This window comes from Fischerella major NIES-592, from assembly GCF_001904645.1.
GTDB lineage: Bacteria > Cyanobacteriota > Cyanobacteriia > Cyanobacteriales > Nostocaceae > Fischerella > Fischerella thermalis.
On the sequence record NZ_MRCA01000001.1, the window covers coordinates 348,157 to 367,417 of the forward strand.

A 19,261-nucleotide genomic window follows, 5' to 3' on the forward strand; every position below is an offset into this window, starting at 1 on the left:
GAAGTGGCAGAGCCACTTCTAAGTAATTCCCAGGTAGAACCTGAAAAACAGTATAACGGGCATAATAAATATAAATAGTATAAAGTAACACTTATTAACTTATATGTTAGTTTTTGTTACTTAGGTGAATATCAAAAATAAAATAAAACATAATATGATGTAATGATTTTCTGGTTAAATTTTAAGCAATGCAAATAAAGAGCAGAGATTTCCCCTCGTCAGGAGCTAGCTTGACACACCTGAAATTCGACATTAGTGCATGACTAAATTTTATTCTTTTGATTGATTTTCTAAACATCAACTAGTAGTTAAAAAAAGCTTATAAATTGGCTGTATTGATACTAAAATTGGATTTTTATGTAAACTTTAAGGGATAAGTATATTTCGCCATAAATTTATGCAATATTGTCCTTAGATTATTTTCTTGAAGGAGAGTCAAACTCCTTCTCATAATTAGGGTCATGAGTACCAAGCAGCTTATCCCAAAACGTGAAGTATAGCCCGTAGTGTACTTTATACTTACGGTGATGTATTGAGTGATGGGTCGAACCAATAAACCACTTGCCAAACCATTGGCGAAAAAACCATGAGGGAAATAGCTCAAATCCGAGATGAGTTAATACAGCCCATATAGTCATTGTCATCAGCACAGCAATCAAAGTGATGAAATGAAGTGGAATCAGGAAGACAATCCCTACAAAGAAAAGACCTTGTAAAACAGCTTCTGGCAAGTCGAAGGCAAAGGAAGTCCAAGGTGTTGGATGTCCTGAACGATGATGACCATAGTGCAGCCACTTAAAAAGCAAAGGGTTGTGAAACGCTCGATGGATAAAGTAAAAGTATGTATCCTGGAGGATAAGTACTGCAACAAAGCTAACCCCTAAATACCACAGTCCATACTGGCTTACACAAGTGTACAAGAGTGTTACGCCCGAATCGTATGCTGAGAGAATAAGCGCGGCGCAAAGTCCAAAAAATACCGCAGAGAGAACCGAGAGTTCGACATCCTGTCGAATTGATTTCCACTGGGCAAGTTTCAGATGTAGCCCCTGCTTTACCAAAGCCTTTCCCATCAGTGAATAGAAGAACCAGTATGCTCCCCCTGCGATGAGAAAGTATCGGACTAAAATAATGCCGAAAAATGCCAACCAATATAACCCTAACTTCTCTAAAAGCAACAACAAAGTTTGCACTCAATTCAGTTAATTTACAGATTGAAGCGTAACATTTTTAATAATTCCTAACTTCTATCGCAAGCAGTGTTAATTTGACACTCCCAACCCACCAGTGAAACTGGATGGGATGTTTGCTTCACAGGAAGACCTCAACAACCGGACGTATTGAGATGGTCAAATCTATGCCAATGTGATGTAAATTATATTTAAATTTTTCTAGATTATTGCAATTTATTTCCAAACAATTATAATCGTGAATAGTTAAGAAATATAATGTTACAATTCCATAAAAAGAGTAATTTTACTCACTGCTCATAAATTTCCTTACCTTATCCAAGCCTAGCCTATAGTTTGGCAATATCTTGTGAGTCTGAAGACTATGGTTAAAAAGAAATTAACAGTACTCAAGTACTTAAATATTATTTCGTATGCTTAATATGCCGTAATGTTTAACTATTCGTAGCCATAGACGCTTGAGTCTTTAGATAGAACATTATATTTTACTTTTTATTTCGATAGATTGAAAAATCTATCATCCTCCTGGCTGTTACTCAACCTCGATCGTCATCGTATCGTTCAGGTTATAACCACCGAGACAGGTGGACTGAATCTTTACTTGTCCAACTTAACATAACTAAATTAATATTTTCCTCTAGTGAAGACTCTATCTACCTCTACTGAAGAAGTACTAGAACACCTGCCTCATATAGAACTACTACAACCCCTAACAGTATCAGACCCGATACTCAAGCCAGACTCACCGCCGAAAATTTCTAAGCAAGCCACTCGAACTAGCCTGAAGGCATCAACCCTAGATGGAGTGTTTGCTACCATTTTTTCCAATATTACTGGCGGTGTATTGCTGGTGAACTTTTTACTCCAGCTGGGTGCTAGTCCAGTAGAAATTGGCTTGCTATCTTCAATTCCCCTGCTGGTAAATTTTTTGCAACCACTAGGGGCTTATCTTGCCGATCGCACTTCTAGCCGCCATTGGTATACTCTGGCAATTTTCGGTTCTTCTAGGCTACTTTGGTTGATTTTAGTGGCGGGTATTGCCTGGTTCTCCTGTTCTAATACCGCACCTCACCAATTAGTAATCTGGACACTGGGAATAATTCTAGTCACCAATGTTTTAGGAGCCTTGGGCGGTTGCGCCTGGTTCAGTTGGATGGCTGCTTTAGTTCCCCCTCGCTTGCGAGGGCGTTATTTTGGTTTTCGCAATAGTGCTGCTAGCTTAGCTAATCTCTTGTCTGTGCCATTACTCGGATTTGCTGTCTCGGCTTGGCCTGGTGGCACAATCCAAGGTTACGGCATACTGTTGTTGCTGGGAGTAGTTATTGGTCTAGTCAGTTTGGCGTGTCAGTTTTGGATGGTAGATGTCAATCCACAAAATTTCCACTCTGGCGAAGCTTCATCCCAACAGGAGAAAAATTCTAGCAGTGAGCAACCAAAGGCGTTTAGTTTCCTTAAAGACCTCAATTTCTTGAAATTTTTGCTCTATTTTGGCCTGTGGACATTCGCAATGAACCTCAGTGCCCCGTTTTTTAACCTTTACATGCTGAAAAACTTAGGCTTAAACCTCAGTACAGTCACAATTTACACTAGCTTGATAGCTGGAGCTAACTTAGTTATGTTAGTACTCTGGGGCAAGCTGGCGGATAGAGTAGGAAATCGTCCAGTGTTATTGTTAGTTGGCATTTTAATAGCAGTAACACCCTTATTCTGGTTGGCTGCTGGCAATAACTCAGTTTCTGTGTGGCTATGGCTACCGCTTATCCACTTAGTAACTGGCGGTTTTGGAGCAGCGATCGAGTTATGCAACAGTAATATTCAGATGGAAATGGCACCCTTGGATCGTCCTTCTCAGTATTTTGCGATCGCAGCAGCTGTTACTGGTATTACTGGTGGTTTAGGTTCGACAGTTGGCGGTTTCCTAGCCCAGCTAGATATTATCGGTGGCTTACCTGGATTATTTGCCCTTTCAACTACTGTGCGATTAGTGGCGCTATTACCTCTGGTATTTGTACAAGAACCACGCAGCAAGCCAATTGTTCATGTGATGGGAAAAATCTTGCCCTTTAAGGCAAAACTAGCGTTAGTTTCAGCAGAGAAAATGGCGGCTTAACACAAGGGTTAGTACACAACAAAAATCCTTCCTCTTGAAGGAAGGATTTCATTTTTTGATGCAGCATGCATGATGCGAAATAGGTTATTTCATGTCCGCTTGAGAACTTATATTATCGGTCGGGGTCGGTAATTGGTAATGGGTAATGGGTGATTGTAATTAAGATACTGATAATTTTTCAATGCCAATCTCTAACTACCAACCTAATCTCCACTTCCTAATCTCTTTTCTTCCTCTTCTTCCACCAGTTCCGCATTCCCTTGCAAAGGTCTAACAACTCGTGCGATCGCTTCTTGGATAAAAGCCTTCATAAATTCATCGCGGCGATTAAGTTGAAACTGACGCTGCACTACCTCCGTCATCCCGCCGTCGCCCCAATCTTGATCATTACGAAAGTATTCAATAAAGCTTTTACCAGCGATGCGTGTCAGATACGCAGCTGTCACACCTTGAATTGCTCTACCGATAATAAAAGTACCGACATTGAGTTGCAAAGCTGTAGAAAGTAACTCCAATGCACCTTTAACAATCCCTAAACCGGCAATTGTTTTCGCCAGAGACAGCGCTAATTCCCGTCCCCGTTCCATATTTAATTCACAACCGTAAACTCTGCCAATTTCTACAACCATTTGGGCGTTGACAGCAGCTGTTGCCAGTAAATCTACCATTGGTAATGGTGTAACTGACACCACTCCCGCACCAATCCATTGAAAGCGTTCTACGATTTTGTCAGCTTGGCGGCGACGTTGACTATCAATGAGTTTGCGCGCTTCTTCTCCTAGACGCAGCGATTGCAGAAGAATGTTATCTGCCACTAAATCTTCACCTTCTGCGCGTAAAATTGCCGCCATTCGCCGCAGCAAGGGTATAATTTCTGGCTCTGGTTGGAACATTTCGCCAGTTTCTAGCTGGGCGGGTTGGGGATTGGCAGAAATTGCTACCACATCGCTAGCAGCAATAAACCCTCGTACTCTTTGCCGCAATCTGGCGAGGATGGCTTCTTTATCCTCTTCTGTGTACAGGTCTGTCTTATTCAGCACTAACAAAGAGCGTTTTCCGATTTCTGCCAAGGCTCGTAAAGGCTCGTATTCCGAGCGTCTGAGGTCATTATCTACTACAAATAATAGTAAATCTGCTGATGTTGCCAGTTCTCTGGCTAGCTGTTCTCTCTCAGTACCCGCGATGCCTGCTTCTAAAATTCCTGGCGTATCGGTAATTAAAATCTTGCGCTCTAAACCCCGCAAGCGCATACAATAGGTTTCTCCGACTGTGGTAGTTCCCATAGGTGCATCTACTCTGCCTACCATACGTCCTAAAATCGCATTTACCAAAGAAGTTTTGCCAGCACTACCAGTACCAAACACCACGACTTGAATTTCACCTCGTTTGAGGTTGGCTTCAATTTCTCGTGATTTACTGAGTAAGGCTTGACGGGCGACTTCATCTTGAATTTGGGCTACTTGTTGCTTCACAGCTTGCAGGGTGGAAGAAGCTGCTTCTGATTTAGCGGCGGGGATTTGCACTTGTTGACGTTGTCTTTTGGCGCGGCGCGATCGCGTCTCGCCAGCTTGAAGTACCAATACGTAATAGACAAAGGCAGCAATTAAAGCACCAATTAAGACAACGATCAAAAACAGGAGTAAATTGCCCAAAAAGGGAGAATAGGACAACTGCCAATAAAGCCGTGACAGAGAGTCAATCAGCCACAGGCAAAGTCCCAAAATGACGATGAGACCGACAATAAGCGTAACGATACGCGACAGAGGCATGGATGGCACAGGCTAAAAAAGGCAGGAGGCAAATTCAGTTGTCAGTTAGCAGTTAACAGTTAGCAATTGATCACTGTTTACTGTTCACTGATTTCATCCTGCTTCTAATATTAATAGTTTCAGTATTTTTCACCAGAGTCGAGAGAAGTATGTTTTGATAAACTGAGAAAAATCTGCATATTAAATTTATACTTAGCTGCTAATAACAAGATTTCTTTATGCTAAAAATTCGCCAGATGGAAAACTGCAACATCTCACTAGATCATGATCCCCTTATCTGAATTAAAACATTTGCCAGAGCATTACTACAACCTGGTTAAACGAGTGTTCCATCAGCTCAGTATTCGACAAAAAATTATTCTTGGATATGGTCTTTCCCTGGGAGTTGCAGTTTTAGGAACAACGGCGGGACTGTTGATTGGTAGAAATCACTACCAACAAGCCAGATATCACATGATCATGGCGGATGAAGAAAGTCATTTATTTAGTACCCTTCAAGGAGAACTGTTAGAAATCCAGTCCTACCAGCAAGGAATTGTACCTTTTTTGAATCAAAAGCCAAGGCTGCTACAAAAAACTTCTGAGTTAAAAACTAATGTAGCAGAAGCTGAAAAGTTATTTTCTCAGTTGGAGGAATTTAGTCGAAGTACATCACAAGCAGATTTACTGGCATTACTAAAAAAGTATGATGGTACTGTCAGCCTTTATTTCCAGCAATTGAGGACGCTTCTAGATCAGATTTCGTCACTAGTTTCTAGCCCCCAGGAAGTGCCAAAAGCACAAGAATTAATTCTGCAATTTAGCCGAAGTACAACTGCACTTGATTTTTATGAATTTAGCCAGGAGTTAAACAAAATTGCCAAAACAGTTCGCGATCACCAAGAAGAAGCTGATCAAGCCCAAAATCAAGCATCAGTACTGCAAGCTCTAATTATTATTGGTAGCATTTTACTGTCAACTGCGATCGCTGCCACTTTGGCTATCTACACAAGTTATATCATTGTACGTCCCTTGCAAACCCTCAATTTTGTTGCCCAAAAAGTCACCCAAGAAAACAATTTTGACTTGCGAGTATCCGTGACAACAAAAGATGAAGTCGGTACTCTCGCTGATTCTCTTAATCAGTTGATCCAACAAGTAAAATATCTTTTAAAAGAACAAAAAGCTGAGGCTGAAGCACGACTCATTCAAAGCGAAAAGTTATCCAGCTTAGGTAGAATGATTGCTGGTATTGCTCACGAAATCAATAATCCCATAAATTTTATCTATGGTAATTTAAGCAGTGCCAAAACCTATATAAACGACTTATTTGACTTATTGCACACATATAAAGTTGAATTTCCCGATCCTAACCCAGCAATAGAAGCCAAAAAAGAAGATATTGACTTTGAATTTATCGCAGAGGATTTACCAAAACTCATCAATTCAATCGAATTTGGGGCAGAAAGGACACGAGAAATCATCCGGAGTTTAAAAGATTTTTCTCGTTTGGATAACTGTGAGGCTCAGTCGGTTAATTTACATGCTTGTATAGACAGTACACTATTAATTCTGCAACATCGTCTGAAAAAAGGTATTCAAGTTATTTGCAATTATGGAGATATTCAATCTGTTAGAGGTTATACAGGTTTACTCTATCAAGTATTTATGAACTTGTTAATCAATGCCATTGATGCTTTAGAAGAAAAAGTTGCTCAAGATAGACAATTTGTACCTGTGATTACTATTAACACAGAATCCATGAATAGTGATTGGGTTGTAGTGCGAATAGCGGATAATGGCCCTGGTATTACTATAGAAAATCAAGATAAAATATTTGACACTTTCTTTACAACAAAACCACGAGGTATTGGTACTGGTTTAGGTTTAGCGATTACTCATCAGATAGTTGTCGAAAAACACGGTGGTCAGCTGACTTTTAATTCCGCATTAAACTTGGGAACGGAATTTAGGGTGATTTTGCCAGTTGCGAGAGGGTAGAGGTGGGGAGTGTGGGGAGTGTGGGGAGAAAGTAATTCAAAATTAAAATTAAATGTTCCTTATTCCCTCCTGTTAAGAGTTCGCTATTGCCTATTGCCTAATTTACAATCTTTCCATCAAACATTCTGCAATCCGCTTTGCTGCACCTGCTTTACCCATCCTTCGTAGGCCATTTTCGGCGATGACATGCAATTTATCTGGGTTGGCAAAAAGCGATCGCACTGCTTGGGCAACTTCATGGGGTTCTTCTACTAAAATGACGCTTGGCCCCAAAAGCCGACTTTGGGTTTGTGCAAACTTGGGGTTAAACTGCGGCCCTTTTCCTGGCATAGTGATTGCTGGTTTACCCAAACCAACAAATTGTTCTGTTGCTGTTCCTGCCATTGCGATCGCGATATCTGCCATATGCAGACAGTCGTTGTAAGCTTTTTGTGTCAAGATAAAATATGCATTTTTTTGGTAAAAAGTCAATGCACTGTCATCAGAAATTGTCACAGGGCAATCTGGGTGAGGATACCAACCGTGAGATTGGAGAATTTGGTGCATACTAGCAAAGTGTAAACTAGGAGCGATCGCACCTAAAAATACAAATTTGGCCCAATTATGCGTCTGCTGCATACCTATCAATGCAGACACCGCAAGCAAAATTTTTTGCCAATTAGCGTAAGCTTCTGGAGGGCGTGAACCTGGTAGAAGAGTGATAGTTAGCGGCCTACCCAATTCTCGTTTTTCACTATTAATACTATAAAATCGTGCTGTAGGAAAGGTTGGTTCTAAACCATCCATCATGGGATTTCCCATATCAAAGACGGGAATAGGCCACTTTTGTAATATCTTCGTTGTTAACGAATCCCTGGGAAATACTGCCTTACAACGGTAATGGCTCATTAACCAACGTTCCCAAGGATGGTAAACTGAACCAGAAAAATGCTCCAAGTGCGCCAGTGGATGATCGCGTTTTAATAATCCCTGTTCATCCCGTACATGGTACTCTGACTTTGCTGTGCCTACAAAAGCATATTTAGTACCACTCATCCAAGCAAACAATAATGGTACGAGATCCCCCACAGCCAAGATAGCGTGATTTTTGCCAGATTTTTGTTGAGAATTGACCCAACTGCGAATAGTTAGAATTTGGTCAAAAGTCAGTTGTATTAATCCCCCACCCATATCACGTAGAAATTGCCATCCGTCCATGTAAATAAATCCACCAGAAGGCATGGCACGTACTGAACCGATGAGGGGAATATTTAACTTTTGGTAGGCGTATCCTTCACCTACCAAAGGCAGAGCAAAAATGTCTGGTGGGTGGACCTGCTGCTGAAGTTCCTGTACAATCCGGACTGCGATCGCATCTTCTCCATGACCATTGCTTAAAACTAACAACCGCAGGTGAGAATTTGTTTCTTGGATTTGAGAGTTCGGGGTTAAAGGGGGCACTTCACTCATAAGTAGACAGCAGCAGGCAAAAGCTAGATTATTTTACATGTTATTTGATCAGGTTAATAAATACACAAAAAACTCAGCAGCTTGAGTAAGACTGCTCTTTTTGGGATGATGAAGTCTATGCCACATCTAAATATTAATTGCTGAGTATGCTATCTACTATTTTAGGAATCAGCCCGCCCGTCGGAAATTTAATCGTAACTGTGCTGACTTTTATTTATGTCTTTGGGTTAGTAGCGTTGATGAATTTCTGCGTTACCCGTTTCCGTCTACCTCAGGATATTAGCCGCAAAATTACACATATTGGTGCTGGTTCCATCATTATATTTTTGCCATTGTATAGTGACTTACATTGGTCAAAATACTTGAATATTTTAATTATGTTTGTGTGGCTAATTCTTTTAGTACAAAAAGGTTTTTTTGCTGACCCTAATGATGAGGCTGTCAAAACCATGACTCGTACAGGTGACAGAGGTGAATTACTCAAAGGGCCACTTTATTTTGTAGTTGTAGCTATTATTTGTGGAACTTTATTTTACAAAACTTTTCCTGGGATTGTTGCTATGGCCTGTTTGGGTTGGGGAGATGGTTTTGCACCAATTATTGGCTCAAGATATGGTAGATGGAAATATGAAATATTCAGCAATAAAACAGTGGAAGGAAGCCTGGCAATGTTTATTTTTGCTTTTGCTGCCAGTATATTTTTTGTGTGGCTAATTATTCCCAGCAATTTTAATATTAGTCGGATTTTCATAGTTGCTCTTGTTGCAGTTTTGGTGGAAGGATGTAGTCCAAAAGAAATAGATAATCTTTTAATTCCAGCTACAGTTATTGCAACAACAAGTTTGGTTTAATCTAAATTAGGAAGATGAGAGGTTATCTATTAAAGTAAAAATAAAATCAATTTATAGCGATCGCACTTCTTGGAATATGAATCCTGGGTTGTTGCAGGAAGCACTAGAGAACCGCGCCCGCATTGGCAAGTTACCTAAAGCAGTTATAGTCGTGCATTTGTTTGGTCAAAGTGCAGATATTGATCCGATTCTCCAAGCCTGCAATCAATATGATATTCCTTTAATTAGAAGATGCAGCGGAAGCATTAGGTGCTACCTACAAAGGACGTTCTGTTGGTACTTACGGACGAATTGGTATTTACTCCTTCAATGGTAATAAAATCATTACTACCTCTGGTGGTGGCATGTTAGTTTCTGATGACTCAAAATTAGTGACAAAAGCTCGTTTCTGATCAACTCAGGCACGCGATCGCTTTCCTTACTACCAACACTTAGAAATTGGCTACAACTATCGCCTCAGTAGCGTAGCATCTGCTATTGGTCGTGCGTGGTCAGTTGCGTGTTTTACCACAACGGATTGCATCAAGACGACGCAACTTTATGATTTACACCTCTGCTTTGGAAAATTTACCAGGAATAGAATTTATGCCGGAAGCTAATTATAGACAGGCTACTCGCTGGCTAACCTGCCTTACGATCAATCCTCAAGTTATACTAAATATAAAAAACGAACCGCAAAGAACGCAAAGAACGCAAAGGAATAAAGGTATACTCTAAGTGCAAATTTATAGAGAATTGGTATTACGCAAAAACCCTCCTAAACTTCTTCTCTTTGTGTCCTTTGTTTCCTTTGCGGTTCGTTTATTAACGATTTTGGGCATTGCTGAATCAAGATATGAATTTACAATTCACGGATATGTAGAGACGTAGCAATGCTACGTCTCTACAAAAATGTATACAAACATAATTCATGACCAGATTCAGCAACGCCCGATTTTGTTTAAGTCCTATAAAAATTAAATAGCAAATTCTCTATTTACTGACTAATTTCTCTAATTCTGCTCTCAAAGACAGAGGTTGATACCCTAATGCAAAAGCTTTAGAACTGTCTAAGGAAACATCACTGGGTCTGGGGGCAGCCATTTTTACATCTTGTTGTCGACAAGCTTTTAATCCAGTAGTAGGTAATTGAAATATTTCTACTAATAAACGTCCAAAATCATAGCGAGAAATTCTTTCTCTGCCACCCAAGTGAATAACTCCTTGTACTTTTTCTAATGCTAGTAACAGTCCTTTGGCTGCGGTAGTGGCACTTACTGGTGTACGAAATTCATCTAGAAATAATTTTAGTTCTTTGCCCTCTTGCAGAGTTTTGATGAACGGCTGTATAAAGCTGGTAGCAGTGGGTGTGGCTGCACCAAACATTAATGGCATTCTACACACGGCAGTCATCGGATAGCGTTCTAACATTCCCACTTCTGCCATCACTTTTTGCTCACCGTATCTATTTACAGGACATACGGGATCTGTTTCTCGATAAGGAGGATTTAAACCATCAAAAACAAGGTCGGTAGATGTAAATACGCAAGGAATAGAAGCATCCGCACACAAATCAGCAATGTTTTGGGAGACTATGACATTAGTTGCGTACGATTCCTCAGGATAATTTTGGCAATAATTGGGTTGTGATTGCGCTGCGGTATGAATGACTGCGGCTGGCTGAATTTCATTAAATATCTGTTTTAATTCCTGAAAGTTTGTTAAATTGACTTTCTGCAATTTGGTATTGGGAATTTCTACAGCATGAGTCAAGTAGGTTCCATAGACTTCCCAATCTAGATTTGCCAATTGGCAAAGATGCCACCCTAAAAATCCACTAGCTCCAGTAACTAATAGTTTATGCATCATGAAAATTTCACGCTATTTAGGCAGAGAATAACATGAAGTTTACGTCCTTACGTATTCATAAATATCTGCGATCGCTATTTCTAAGTCTACCGAAGATAATTGCAGATTATCTTCTTTTCCTAGTTCTTCCACAAACCAGTTATTTTGATTGTTTTTGCGATACCTTTCAACCTTGATTTCCGATTCTGAAACTAAAACGTATTCTTGTAAGTTTTGTAATTGCCGATAATTCATCAACTTTTCATTACGATGAATACGTTCCGTTGCCAATGAAAATACTTCCACTATCAAACAAGGTTGACTTTTGTAAAATTTTTCTCGATCTTCAGGGTTGCAGGTAACAGAGATATTTGGATAATAAAAAATGTTTAAATTAGGGATTCTAATCTTCATCTCTGATGAATAAACTCGATAGTCTGTACAAAACAAATGTGTACGTAATCGGGTCAATATGTTGCTAGTAATGACTTTACTTTTATTACTATCTTCTCGCATTGGATAGACTTGCCCCGCAAGATATTCGTGACGAATGCAGCTTTCTAGTTCAAATTGCAAATATTCTTCAACGCTGAGATTCAAAAATTTGCTGTGAGTATACATACTCGGAGACTATGTAGATTTACTAAGTTAAGTTGTCAGAATTTTTTTGAAATCAGCACCCTTGGTTGGAATATCAAACTCAGTTGAACAGCGATGATTTTGTAGACGTCGTAGCAACCACACTAACGAAGTCATATCAGATACTTTTGTTCTTGATAGTGAAAATAGCTTGATACTAAGCTAATATCACCCAGTTACTATCTTAAAGTCTTACCCTATCAGAACGCTTACGTCTACAGAATCAATTGTTACAATTAGACAAATTTTCTTAGATACAAATAGTTATAAAGTTAAAAATTTTTACATAAATTAACTTTTAGCGATTTTCAAATTCTCTTTTTCTCCTTTTCTTGGCGTACTTGGCGGTTTATTACTCTGCCCCAAAAATTTGCCTTGCCAAACTACTAGTTGTTCACCACATTGATTTTTATAACTTATGTGGTCGAGTACTACCAGTATTCTCAGTGGTAGTCATATTTTATACCTCAGATTTTTTTACTTAATTAAATTGTTTCTAGCACTGACCAAATTTCTTGTAGCATTGGCTCTAAACCAGTACCAGTAACAGCAGAAATTAAGAATACTGGGGCGTGGGAAAGATGATTAAGTTGTGTTGCTAATGCTTGTAAATCTACGCTTTCCTTATCTACGGCGTCGATTTTGTTGAGAGCTAAAATTTGTGGACGATCTGATAAACCCCTGCCGTAATCCTGCAATTCTTGTTGAATGATTTTATAGTCTGCGATCGCATCTTCACTAGTAGCATCAATTAAGTGCAACAGCACTCGCGTACGTTCAATATGGCGTAGGAAATCATGTCCCAGCCCCGCCCCTTGGGAAGCACCAGCAATTAATCCCGGAATATCAGCAAAAACTGTACCATCACCATTGGGTTTACGCACCACACCCAAATTTGGCACAAGAGTAGTGAAGGGATAGTCAGCAATTTTGGGACGTGCTGCTGATAAAGCAGATATTAGAGTAGATTTTCCAGCATTTGGTAAACCAATAATCCCCACTTCTGCCAGAAGTTTTAACTCCAAACGCAGTTGCTTTACTTCTCCTGGCAATCCTGGTAAGGCATATTCTGGCGCGCGATTACGGTTACTCAAAAAATGCTGATTACCCAGTCCACCTTTACCACCTTTAGCAACTAGCAACTCTTGCCCAGGTTCTACCAAATCCGCCAGTATTTCCTCTGTTTCGGCATCATAAACTACCGTACCGCAGGGAACTTCGATCACCAAATCCTTGCCATTTGCCCCGGTGCGATTATTTGGACCACCACGGGAACCATTTTCTGCTTGAAAACGATGGTTGTATCTAAAGTCAAGTAAGGTTTGCAGACTTTCTACAGCACGTAAAAGCACCGAACCGCCTTTTCCACCATTACCGCCAGATGGGCCACCTGCTGGTACATACTTTTCTCGTCGGAAAGCAACGATCCCATCGCCTCCCTTACCTGCTGCTACTTCAATTTCTGCTTGATCGATGAATTGCATAATTGGTCATTTGTTAGTAGTTAGTAGTTAGTAGTGTAGTAGGTTGTTGTTGGTTCTTAACAACTAACCACTAACCACTAACCACTAACCATTAACTAAATATATTCCGAAACATCCTCACCACATTCATCTGCTAAATAGGAGAGGGCGCGGAAACGTAAGCCGACTAGCTGATCATAAAGCGGATTAAGTTTACATAACGGTGGGATATGCACAACTTTGTGTCCAAATAGCTTCACATCACGCTCAAATGGACACTGAGAAGGAATCATTTTGCATAAAAAGCGTGCAACTCTGGGATCTTGGATGTCTAGTCCATTTAGCCATTCGCGCACTGGGTGTAATGCGTCAAGTTGCCGCTTTGTAGGTGCAAGGACTAAAGGAGTCTCTACCTGCTGTTCTACCGGTTCTGTTGGGTGAAATTCTAAAGTATGACGTAGGGCCTCAAGTAAGTTCTCCGGTTCTCCCAAAGCCTTACACAACTCATGTAGAAGATAATCTTCACTTTTAGAATATGTACCATCAGCGATCGCCACCATCACAGCTGTACGCAAGAAATTTTCTGCTGCTGGGGTACCACTGCCTAAAACAGTAGCCAATTCCTCTGGTTCAATAACATCTAAAGACTCTAAGTTTGTCTCAGGAGCCAGTTCATCCTTGGTGATGCTGGCAATTAATTCTTGTTCTTGGTCGTCAAAGTCACCATCTGCCCAAGCAATAGTCAGTAATCCACGCAGCCATGCTGCTATTTGTTCACTACTGTAGGGAGATTGAACGGCACTTGTCATAAACTCACGCCTCTAGCTTTTCCCAAATCCATACTAGTACAAGAAGGCATGAGGCTGATGGCTGAGGGCTGAAGCTAGAAACTTTGCATCATAAGTTTTTTATCCATTTTATATAGTAATTTTATTTACAACTTTAAATTTTCCTATGTCTAACCCTCTTTCCCTTCTTTATCGTTTTTTGTTATGTTAAAATTATTGAGAATTTTTTTAATTAAGCTCTCTAAAAAGGGTTAGTTATAGGTTGAGTCTCAAGAAGATCAAGATTAAATCAAAGGTATAAAAATGTTTTATTTTGGCATTGAGCATGAAGTTGCTTTTCTGAACTCAGAAGGAGAGTTTGCAGATTTTTCTTGTACAAAATTTACTGATTTTAATCAAATTATCGAACAACTACCCATATACCCTCACGACTCAACGCAATTATGTATTGGAGATGCTGGTATTAGGAAAAAAAGGTGGTACATCGAAGGATTTGAGAGGTTTGGAGAAGATACGCAAGAACTCATAGATTGTATTCCCAAAGGAATTGAAATCAGAACAACAATAAATCCTGATATTAAATCTGCTATTAATGAATTGTCAGAAAGTTTTTGCTTACTACGTCAGGTGGCTGCAAAATTTGATTTTTCACCAATTTTAGTTAGTTTTAATCCCTACAAAACTGTTTTTCAGCCTGATCCTCCACTTAATAAATATGAACGTAGTATCTTACAGGCTAACCCTGATGAACAAACTGCTCATATTTTTATGGTTAGTTATGGACCAGATTTAAATTTATCATTCCCTGGTTTATCTTATGAAAGTTTAATTGATATTGCACAAAAATTAACTTATTACAGTCCTTATATTGTTCCTTTTAGTTTTAGTTCTCCTTTTTATCAAGGTGATTTGTGGCAAGGTTTATCGGTAAGGACATTTATCAGAACAGGTAAAAGAGCCGCAGCAATTGTATTTGTAGAAAAACCTGAACAGTTGATTCAGTCTACACCTTCGCTGACAAAAATCGCACGCATTCCCGCAGAAGTTGGTCGAATAGAATTCAAATCATTTGATAGTTGTGATGACTTTTCGATGTATGCTGCATTACTAGCATTATTGAAAGGTCTAGTTTTAGATACATCCTTACCAGGAAGAGCAATAATTCCAGATGCTGAAAGACATCAAATCTCTGCAAAAGAAGGATTCAACAATCAAGAGATTTTCGCGATCGCTTCCCAAGTTTTGCAAGCTGCGGAAGTTGCATTAGGCGAAGATCCAGACGTGAATTTGCTCGCACCCCTTAAAGACATACTTAACAACCGAGAAACAAGAGCTTGCATGATGATTAGTGATTTCAAAAAACTCGGTTCAATAGAACAGGTTTTGAAAAATAGTTACTCAGGACTAGTGTAAGGTAACAAGATCCCCGACTTTTTAGAAAAGTCGGGGATCTGTATCACTCCGTTTTCAAATAAAGCTTTAACGCTTCATCCACCACATCCGTCATCGACTTACCTTGACTTTGAGCAGTTTTCTTCAGCACCGCATAAATATCATCCCGGACAGTAATCCGATGGCGTCCAACATTTGCAGCTTTAGCAAGCTTGGATTTGTAGGATTCAGTAAACTTACGAATTGCATCAAACCCAACGCGATCGCAAAAATCCCCAAAGCTTTCACCTTTTTTACGTGACTTTTTAAAGTACACAAAAATTGGCTCTAGGAAAGTTTCTAGATCATTATGATGTAACTTATCAATATAAGCCTTGGCCAACCTAGTTTGGTCTGGCGAACCACCCAACCATATCTGATAACTTTCGGGAGCGCTACCCACAAACCCTAATTCTGCCATATACGGACGAGCGCAACCGTTGGGGCATCCTGTCATTCTTACCACAAAATGCTCATTTGGTAAACCCACTTTATTTAACAAAGCGCGAATCCGTTCTAGAATTCCGGGAATAGCTCGTTCTGATTCCGTAATTGCTAAACCGCAAGTAGGTAAGGCTGGACAAGCCATCGAGTAACGGAAAATCTGGTCAATGCTATCAATATTGGTGACAACACCATAACCATTGAGAGTCTCTTCAATAGCTTGTTTATTCTCGGGTGCAATATCGTAGAGAATCACATTTTGATGGGGAGTTAAGCGGATAGGCAAGTTGTACTGCTCGACTATTTGCCGTAAAGCGGTTTTCAGTTGGAAGTCGCCTTCATCTTTGATCCGGCCATTGTCGATGGAAATACCTAAGAACAACTTGCCATCACCTTGTTCATGCCAACCGAGGAAATCCTCGTATTTCCACTGTGGTAGAGGTTGGAAGGGTTCTAGCGGTTTGCCAAAATATTCTTCCACCATCGCCCGAAACTTATCAACGCCCCAATCATGGATTAGATATTTTAATCTGGCGTGACGACGGTCTGTGCGATCGCCATAATCTCTTTGAGTGGCGACGATCGCTTTCACCATATCATAAACATCTTCTTTGGCCACGTAGCAAATTTCATCTGCAACTCTGGCGAAAGTTTCTTCTTTGTTGTGTGTACGTCCTAAACCACCACCAGCAAAGACATTAAATCCTGCTAGTTCTCCTTCGTTATCAGTAATTACCACTAAGGTGAGGTCTTGGCTGTACAAATCAATTGAGTTATCACCAGGAACCGTGACACAAACCTTGAATTTGCGCGGCATGTAGTATGTGCCGTAGATCGGTTCTTCTTTGTCGTGGAAGATAGTACCAGTGCCATTGCGTTCTCTTGCTGCTTTGACTTCTGGGTTTTCTTCTCCACTGATGGCTTTTTCGCCATCTAACCAAATTTCGTAGTAAGCGCCTGTTTGTGGTGTGAGTAACTCAGCGACATTCTCAGCATATTCCCAGGCATACTGGTATTCTGCTTTATTTTTAAAAGGTGCTGGAGGAGCCATGACATTGCGGTTTAAGTCACCACAAGCTCCCAGCGTCGAACCCATGTTTGTGACAATACTAGCGATCGCTGCTTTGAGATTTTTCTTTAAAATTCCGTGTAACTGAAATCCTTGCCTGGTGGTAGCACGCAAAGTATGATTGCCATATTCATCAGCTAGTTTATCTAGAGCCAGATATAACTGCGGCGGTACAAAACCACCAGGATTTTTTGTCCGCAGCATAAACTGATAATCTTTTTCCTGCCCTTTTACCCGATTATCCCGGTTATCCTGCTGATAAGATCCATGAAACTTAAGGATTTGTACCGCATCTTCGCTAAAATGCGTTGTATCCTGGAGAATTTCTGTAGCGACTGGTTCACGCAAAAAATTACTGCGTTCTTTGATTGCTTCTACTTTAGAAGGCTTACGGCTGGCGATGGGAAGAGGAGCGGATTTAACCATTGCTAATTATATGTGTTCTCAAGAAGGCATCGGTAAGCGCCGAAGCGTGAATTTTAGAAGCACCCATTCGGCTAATTGTTTCCCGGTAATCCGGTCGGCAATAAGAAGAATAGTCTAATTTTAACACGACAAAAAGCTGGGTTTTTCAGTAATACAATAATTAGCAAACCCAGCAATGTTACTTATAAATTATCAGTTATTTGTTACGTTCTCCAAAAATTTTTTGGCTAACCAAACAACCAAGCTACTTAAATCGATAGCCGATACCACCATTGATGCTCACAGCAGAAGCAGAGCTATTTTCATAAGCATTAATTCCTAAAGTGGTATTACCATAAACGAGAAAGTTTTTAGCAACTTCAGATTCTACACCCGCAACCACTGCCACAGCATCTTTGTTACCACTGGGAGTTGGTTTACCGTTTGACTCCACAAATTGATAACCAACACCGACAAAAGCATTAGTGTTATTAGCGATACCCACGTCAGCGGAAACATAAGGGGTGATTGCGCTCGTCTCACTACTAAAGTTGATTTGACCGCGTGCAGAGAAAGGAGTGCTACCAAGCTTCAAACGACCAGCAACATTACCACCGAATGTAGCGTCATCACTGTTTTGTCCGCCGCTGGTGACACCAGCAGCAAAACCAGCACCGACGTAGCTAGCATCTGTACCTTTTTTAATAGGAACAGGTTGAGCAGAAGCAGTATCAATTGATAGAAAAACAGGAGCAATTACCAAAGAAGATAAAGCAGAAATTGTCAAAACAGACTTGAAAAATCTTTGCATATCTTTGACCAAAAAATTGTAGGATTTGCTTGTATATGTAATGTCGAAAATAGTACAACTATGTTCCAAGAATTTTTGTAAAAATATTGCATGAGTTAAATCTTGCAGCAATATTAACAAGCCTAAATTTTAGCCCGGAAAACAGTCCTAGCGATCATCTACGGTCAATATTATGGCAGTTGCAAGTTTAAATAAATATTATAATTATGTCAATAATTCATTCTATCCAATTTTTAGGATATAAGATAGACAGTTTTTGTAATGGCACAATATGAAAAAATAGTTTGACAAGAAACATTTTTTCTAAGGATTCGTCTTCTATTTCTCAAACTATTAATTGCATATTCAATATTACCTAAACAGGAAAACTTCATACATCAAATATGATTGTCCTTTCTATAGGACACCTATTTGATTTTTAAAACGCTAGTAGTCTGACAAGCCAACGCAAGTTAAGTAAAGACAATTAATATCTTGATGTGTATTATTTTTGCAAACTATTTCGGAATTAAGTCTGAGGAATGAGTTCGATCTAGGATTTAATTAGTAGCTCTTGACATAGGAGAATTACTATGTTCTTGATGCATAAACCCTCAGGAACTCTAGTTGAGATTTTGACTCTAGACCGACTCTTTAACCCCTGTATCAAAGAAGTAATGGGGGTAACTCACGCAGGTGAAGAATTACAAGAACCTGATTCATACATGAAGTGGGAAATGATGTTCCCTTCTGGTGAGTCTTTACCGCGTTGTTGGCTAGATTCGCACTATCGTGATACGGAACACTATATTCGTAATCAGGAGTTTAGTGTTGTAGGGAATGGGTAATGGTTATTAATCATTTCTAATCCCCTGTCCCCCATCCCCGTTCCCTTTTATTGTTCTGGTTGCAATGCTGTAATACTTCTTAATACAGCGACTGAAGTATGAGTTGGACTCAAAGACATTCTTTCTTGGGAAGGTCGTTATTCTCTGAGGACATACCTATGGTTGAGATCAGAAAGATTTTATCCTGAATTGTAAGCAACTTGTCTGA

General features: G+C 39.8%; 14 protein-coding genes and 1 pseudogene. 6 read left to right on the forward strand and 9 right to left on the reverse strand.

From position 1 onward, the window contains the following. Positions 1–416 precede the first annotated feature (416 nt). Positions 417–1,193 (reverse strand): sterol desaturase family protein, encoded by a 777-nt coding sequence (locus NIES592_RS01525; protein ID WP_073554718.1) that lies wholly within the window; start codon positions 1,191–1,193, stop codon positions 417–419. A gap of 637 nt (positions 1,194–1,830) precedes the next feature. Here NIES592_RS01525 and NIES592_RS01530 point away from each other — a divergent pair. Further along, entirely contained in the window at positions 1,831–3,300 is a 1,470-nt protein-coding gene (locus NIES592_RS01530) for an MFS transporter (RefSeq protein ID WP_073554719.1), read from the forward strand. Between the two features lie 203 nt (positions 3,301–3,503). Here the strand turns inward: NIES592_RS01530 and NIES592_RS01535 are convergent, their stop codons facing one another. Beyond that, a complete protein-coding gene (locus tag NIES592_RS01535) occupies positions 3,504–5,069 on the reverse strand; it encodes a YcjF family protein (RefSeq protein WP_073554720.1) in 1,566 nt (521 codons plus the stop codon). A 264-nt stretch (positions 5,070–5,333) separates the two neighbouring features. Between NIES592_RS01535 and NIES592_RS01540 the strand changes: the two genes are divergently transcribed. Then, complete coding sequence (locus tag NIES592_RS01540) at positions 5,334–7,049, forward strand: sensor histidine kinase (RefSeq protein ID WP_073554721.1); 1,716 nt, start codon at positions 5,334–5,336, stop codon at positions 7,047–7,049. A 102-nt stretch (positions 7,050–7,151) separates the two neighbouring features. Here the strand turns inward: NIES592_RS01540 and NIES592_RS01545 are convergent, their stop codons facing one another. Then, positions 7,152–8,498: a lipid-A-disaccharide synthase-related protein gene (locus tag NIES592_RS01545; protein ID WP_073554722.1), complete on the reverse strand. Its 1,347-nt coding sequence runs from the start codon at positions 8,496–8,498 to the stop codon at positions 7,152–7,154. A gap of 146 nt (positions 8,499–8,644) precedes the next feature. Between NIES592_RS01545 and NIES592_RS01550 the strand changes: the two genes are divergently transcribed. Next, the gene (locus NIES592_RS01550; RefSeq protein ID WP_062249243.1) at positions 8,645–9,349 is read left to right on the forward strand and encodes a diacylglycerol/polyprenol kinase family protein; all 705 of its coding nucleotides are present in this window, start codon (positions 8,645–8,647) and stop codon (positions 9,347–9,349) included. A gap of 49 nt (positions 9,350–9,398) precedes the next feature. Then, positions 9,399–9,997 (forward strand): annotated as a pseudogene (locus NIES592_RS01555) (DegT/DnrJ/EryC1/StrS family aminotransferase); the annotation flags it as partial. A 324-nt stretch (positions 9,998–10,321) separates the two neighbouring features. Here the strand turns inward: NIES592_RS01555 and NIES592_RS01560 are convergent. The 4 genes from NIES592_RS01560 to NIES592_RS01575 form a co-directional block, all read right to left on the reverse strand. Next, entirely contained in the window at positions 10,322–11,194 is an 873-nt protein-coding gene (locus tag NIES592_RS01560) for an SDR family oxidoreductase (protein ID WP_062250795.1), read from the reverse strand. A gap of 42 nt (positions 11,195–11,236) precedes the next feature. Next, positions 11,237–11,797, reverse strand: coding sequence for a Uma2 family endonuclease (locus NIES592_RS01565; protein WP_073554723.1), 561 nt, complete (start codon positions 11,795–11,797; stop codon positions 11,237–11,239). A 503-nt stretch (positions 11,798–12,300) separates the two neighbouring features. Then, a complete protein-coding gene (gene obgE / locus NIES592_RS01570; protein WP_062249240.1) occupies positions 12,301–13,299 on the reverse strand; it encodes a GTPase ObgE in 999 nt (332 codons plus the stop codon). Positions 13,300–13,394: 95 nt separating this feature from the next. Continuing rightward, positions 13,395–14,087, reverse strand: coding sequence for a Mo-dependent nitrogenase C-terminal domain-containing protein (locus NIES592_RS01575; RefSeq protein ID WP_062249238.1), 693 nt, complete (start codon positions 14,085–14,087; stop codon positions 13,395–13,397). A 282-nt stretch (positions 14,088–14,369) separates the two neighbouring features. Here NIES592_RS01575 and NIES592_RS01580 point away from each other — a divergent pair, with 282 nt between their 5' ends. After that, a complete protein-coding gene (locus NIES592_RS01580; protein WP_073554724.1) occupies positions 14,370–15,479 on the forward strand; it encodes a glutamate--cysteine ligase in 1,110 nt (369 codons plus the stop codon). Between the two features lie 43 nt (positions 15,480–15,522). On the opposite strand, the gene sir is transcribed toward NIES592_RS01580, so the two are convergent. Both sir and NIES592_RS01590 read right to left on the reverse strand, forming a co-directional pair. Continuing rightward, positions 15,523–17,436: a sulfite reductase, ferredoxin dependent gene (sir, locus tag NIES592_RS01585; RefSeq protein WP_073554725.1), complete on the reverse strand. Its 1,914-nt coding sequence runs from the start codon at positions 17,434–17,436 to the stop codon at positions 15,523–15,525. Positions 17,437–17,680: 244 nt separating this feature from the next. After that, the gene (locus tag NIES592_RS01590) at positions 17,681–18,226 is read right to left on the reverse strand and encodes a histidine kinase (RefSeq protein WP_062249233.1); all 546 of its coding nucleotides are present in this window, start codon (positions 18,224–18,226) and stop codon (positions 17,681–17,683) included. Between the two features lie 572 nt (positions 18,227–18,798). Between NIES592_RS01590 and NIES592_RS01595 the strand changes: the two genes are divergently transcribed. Beyond that, on the forward strand, positions 18,799–19,053 hold the full coding sequence (locus NIES592_RS01595; RefSeq protein ID WP_062249231.1) for a hypothetical protein: 255 nt from the start codon (positions 18,799–18,801) through the stop codon (positions 19,051–19,053). The last annotated feature ends 208 nt before the right edge of the window (positions 19,054–19,261 follow it).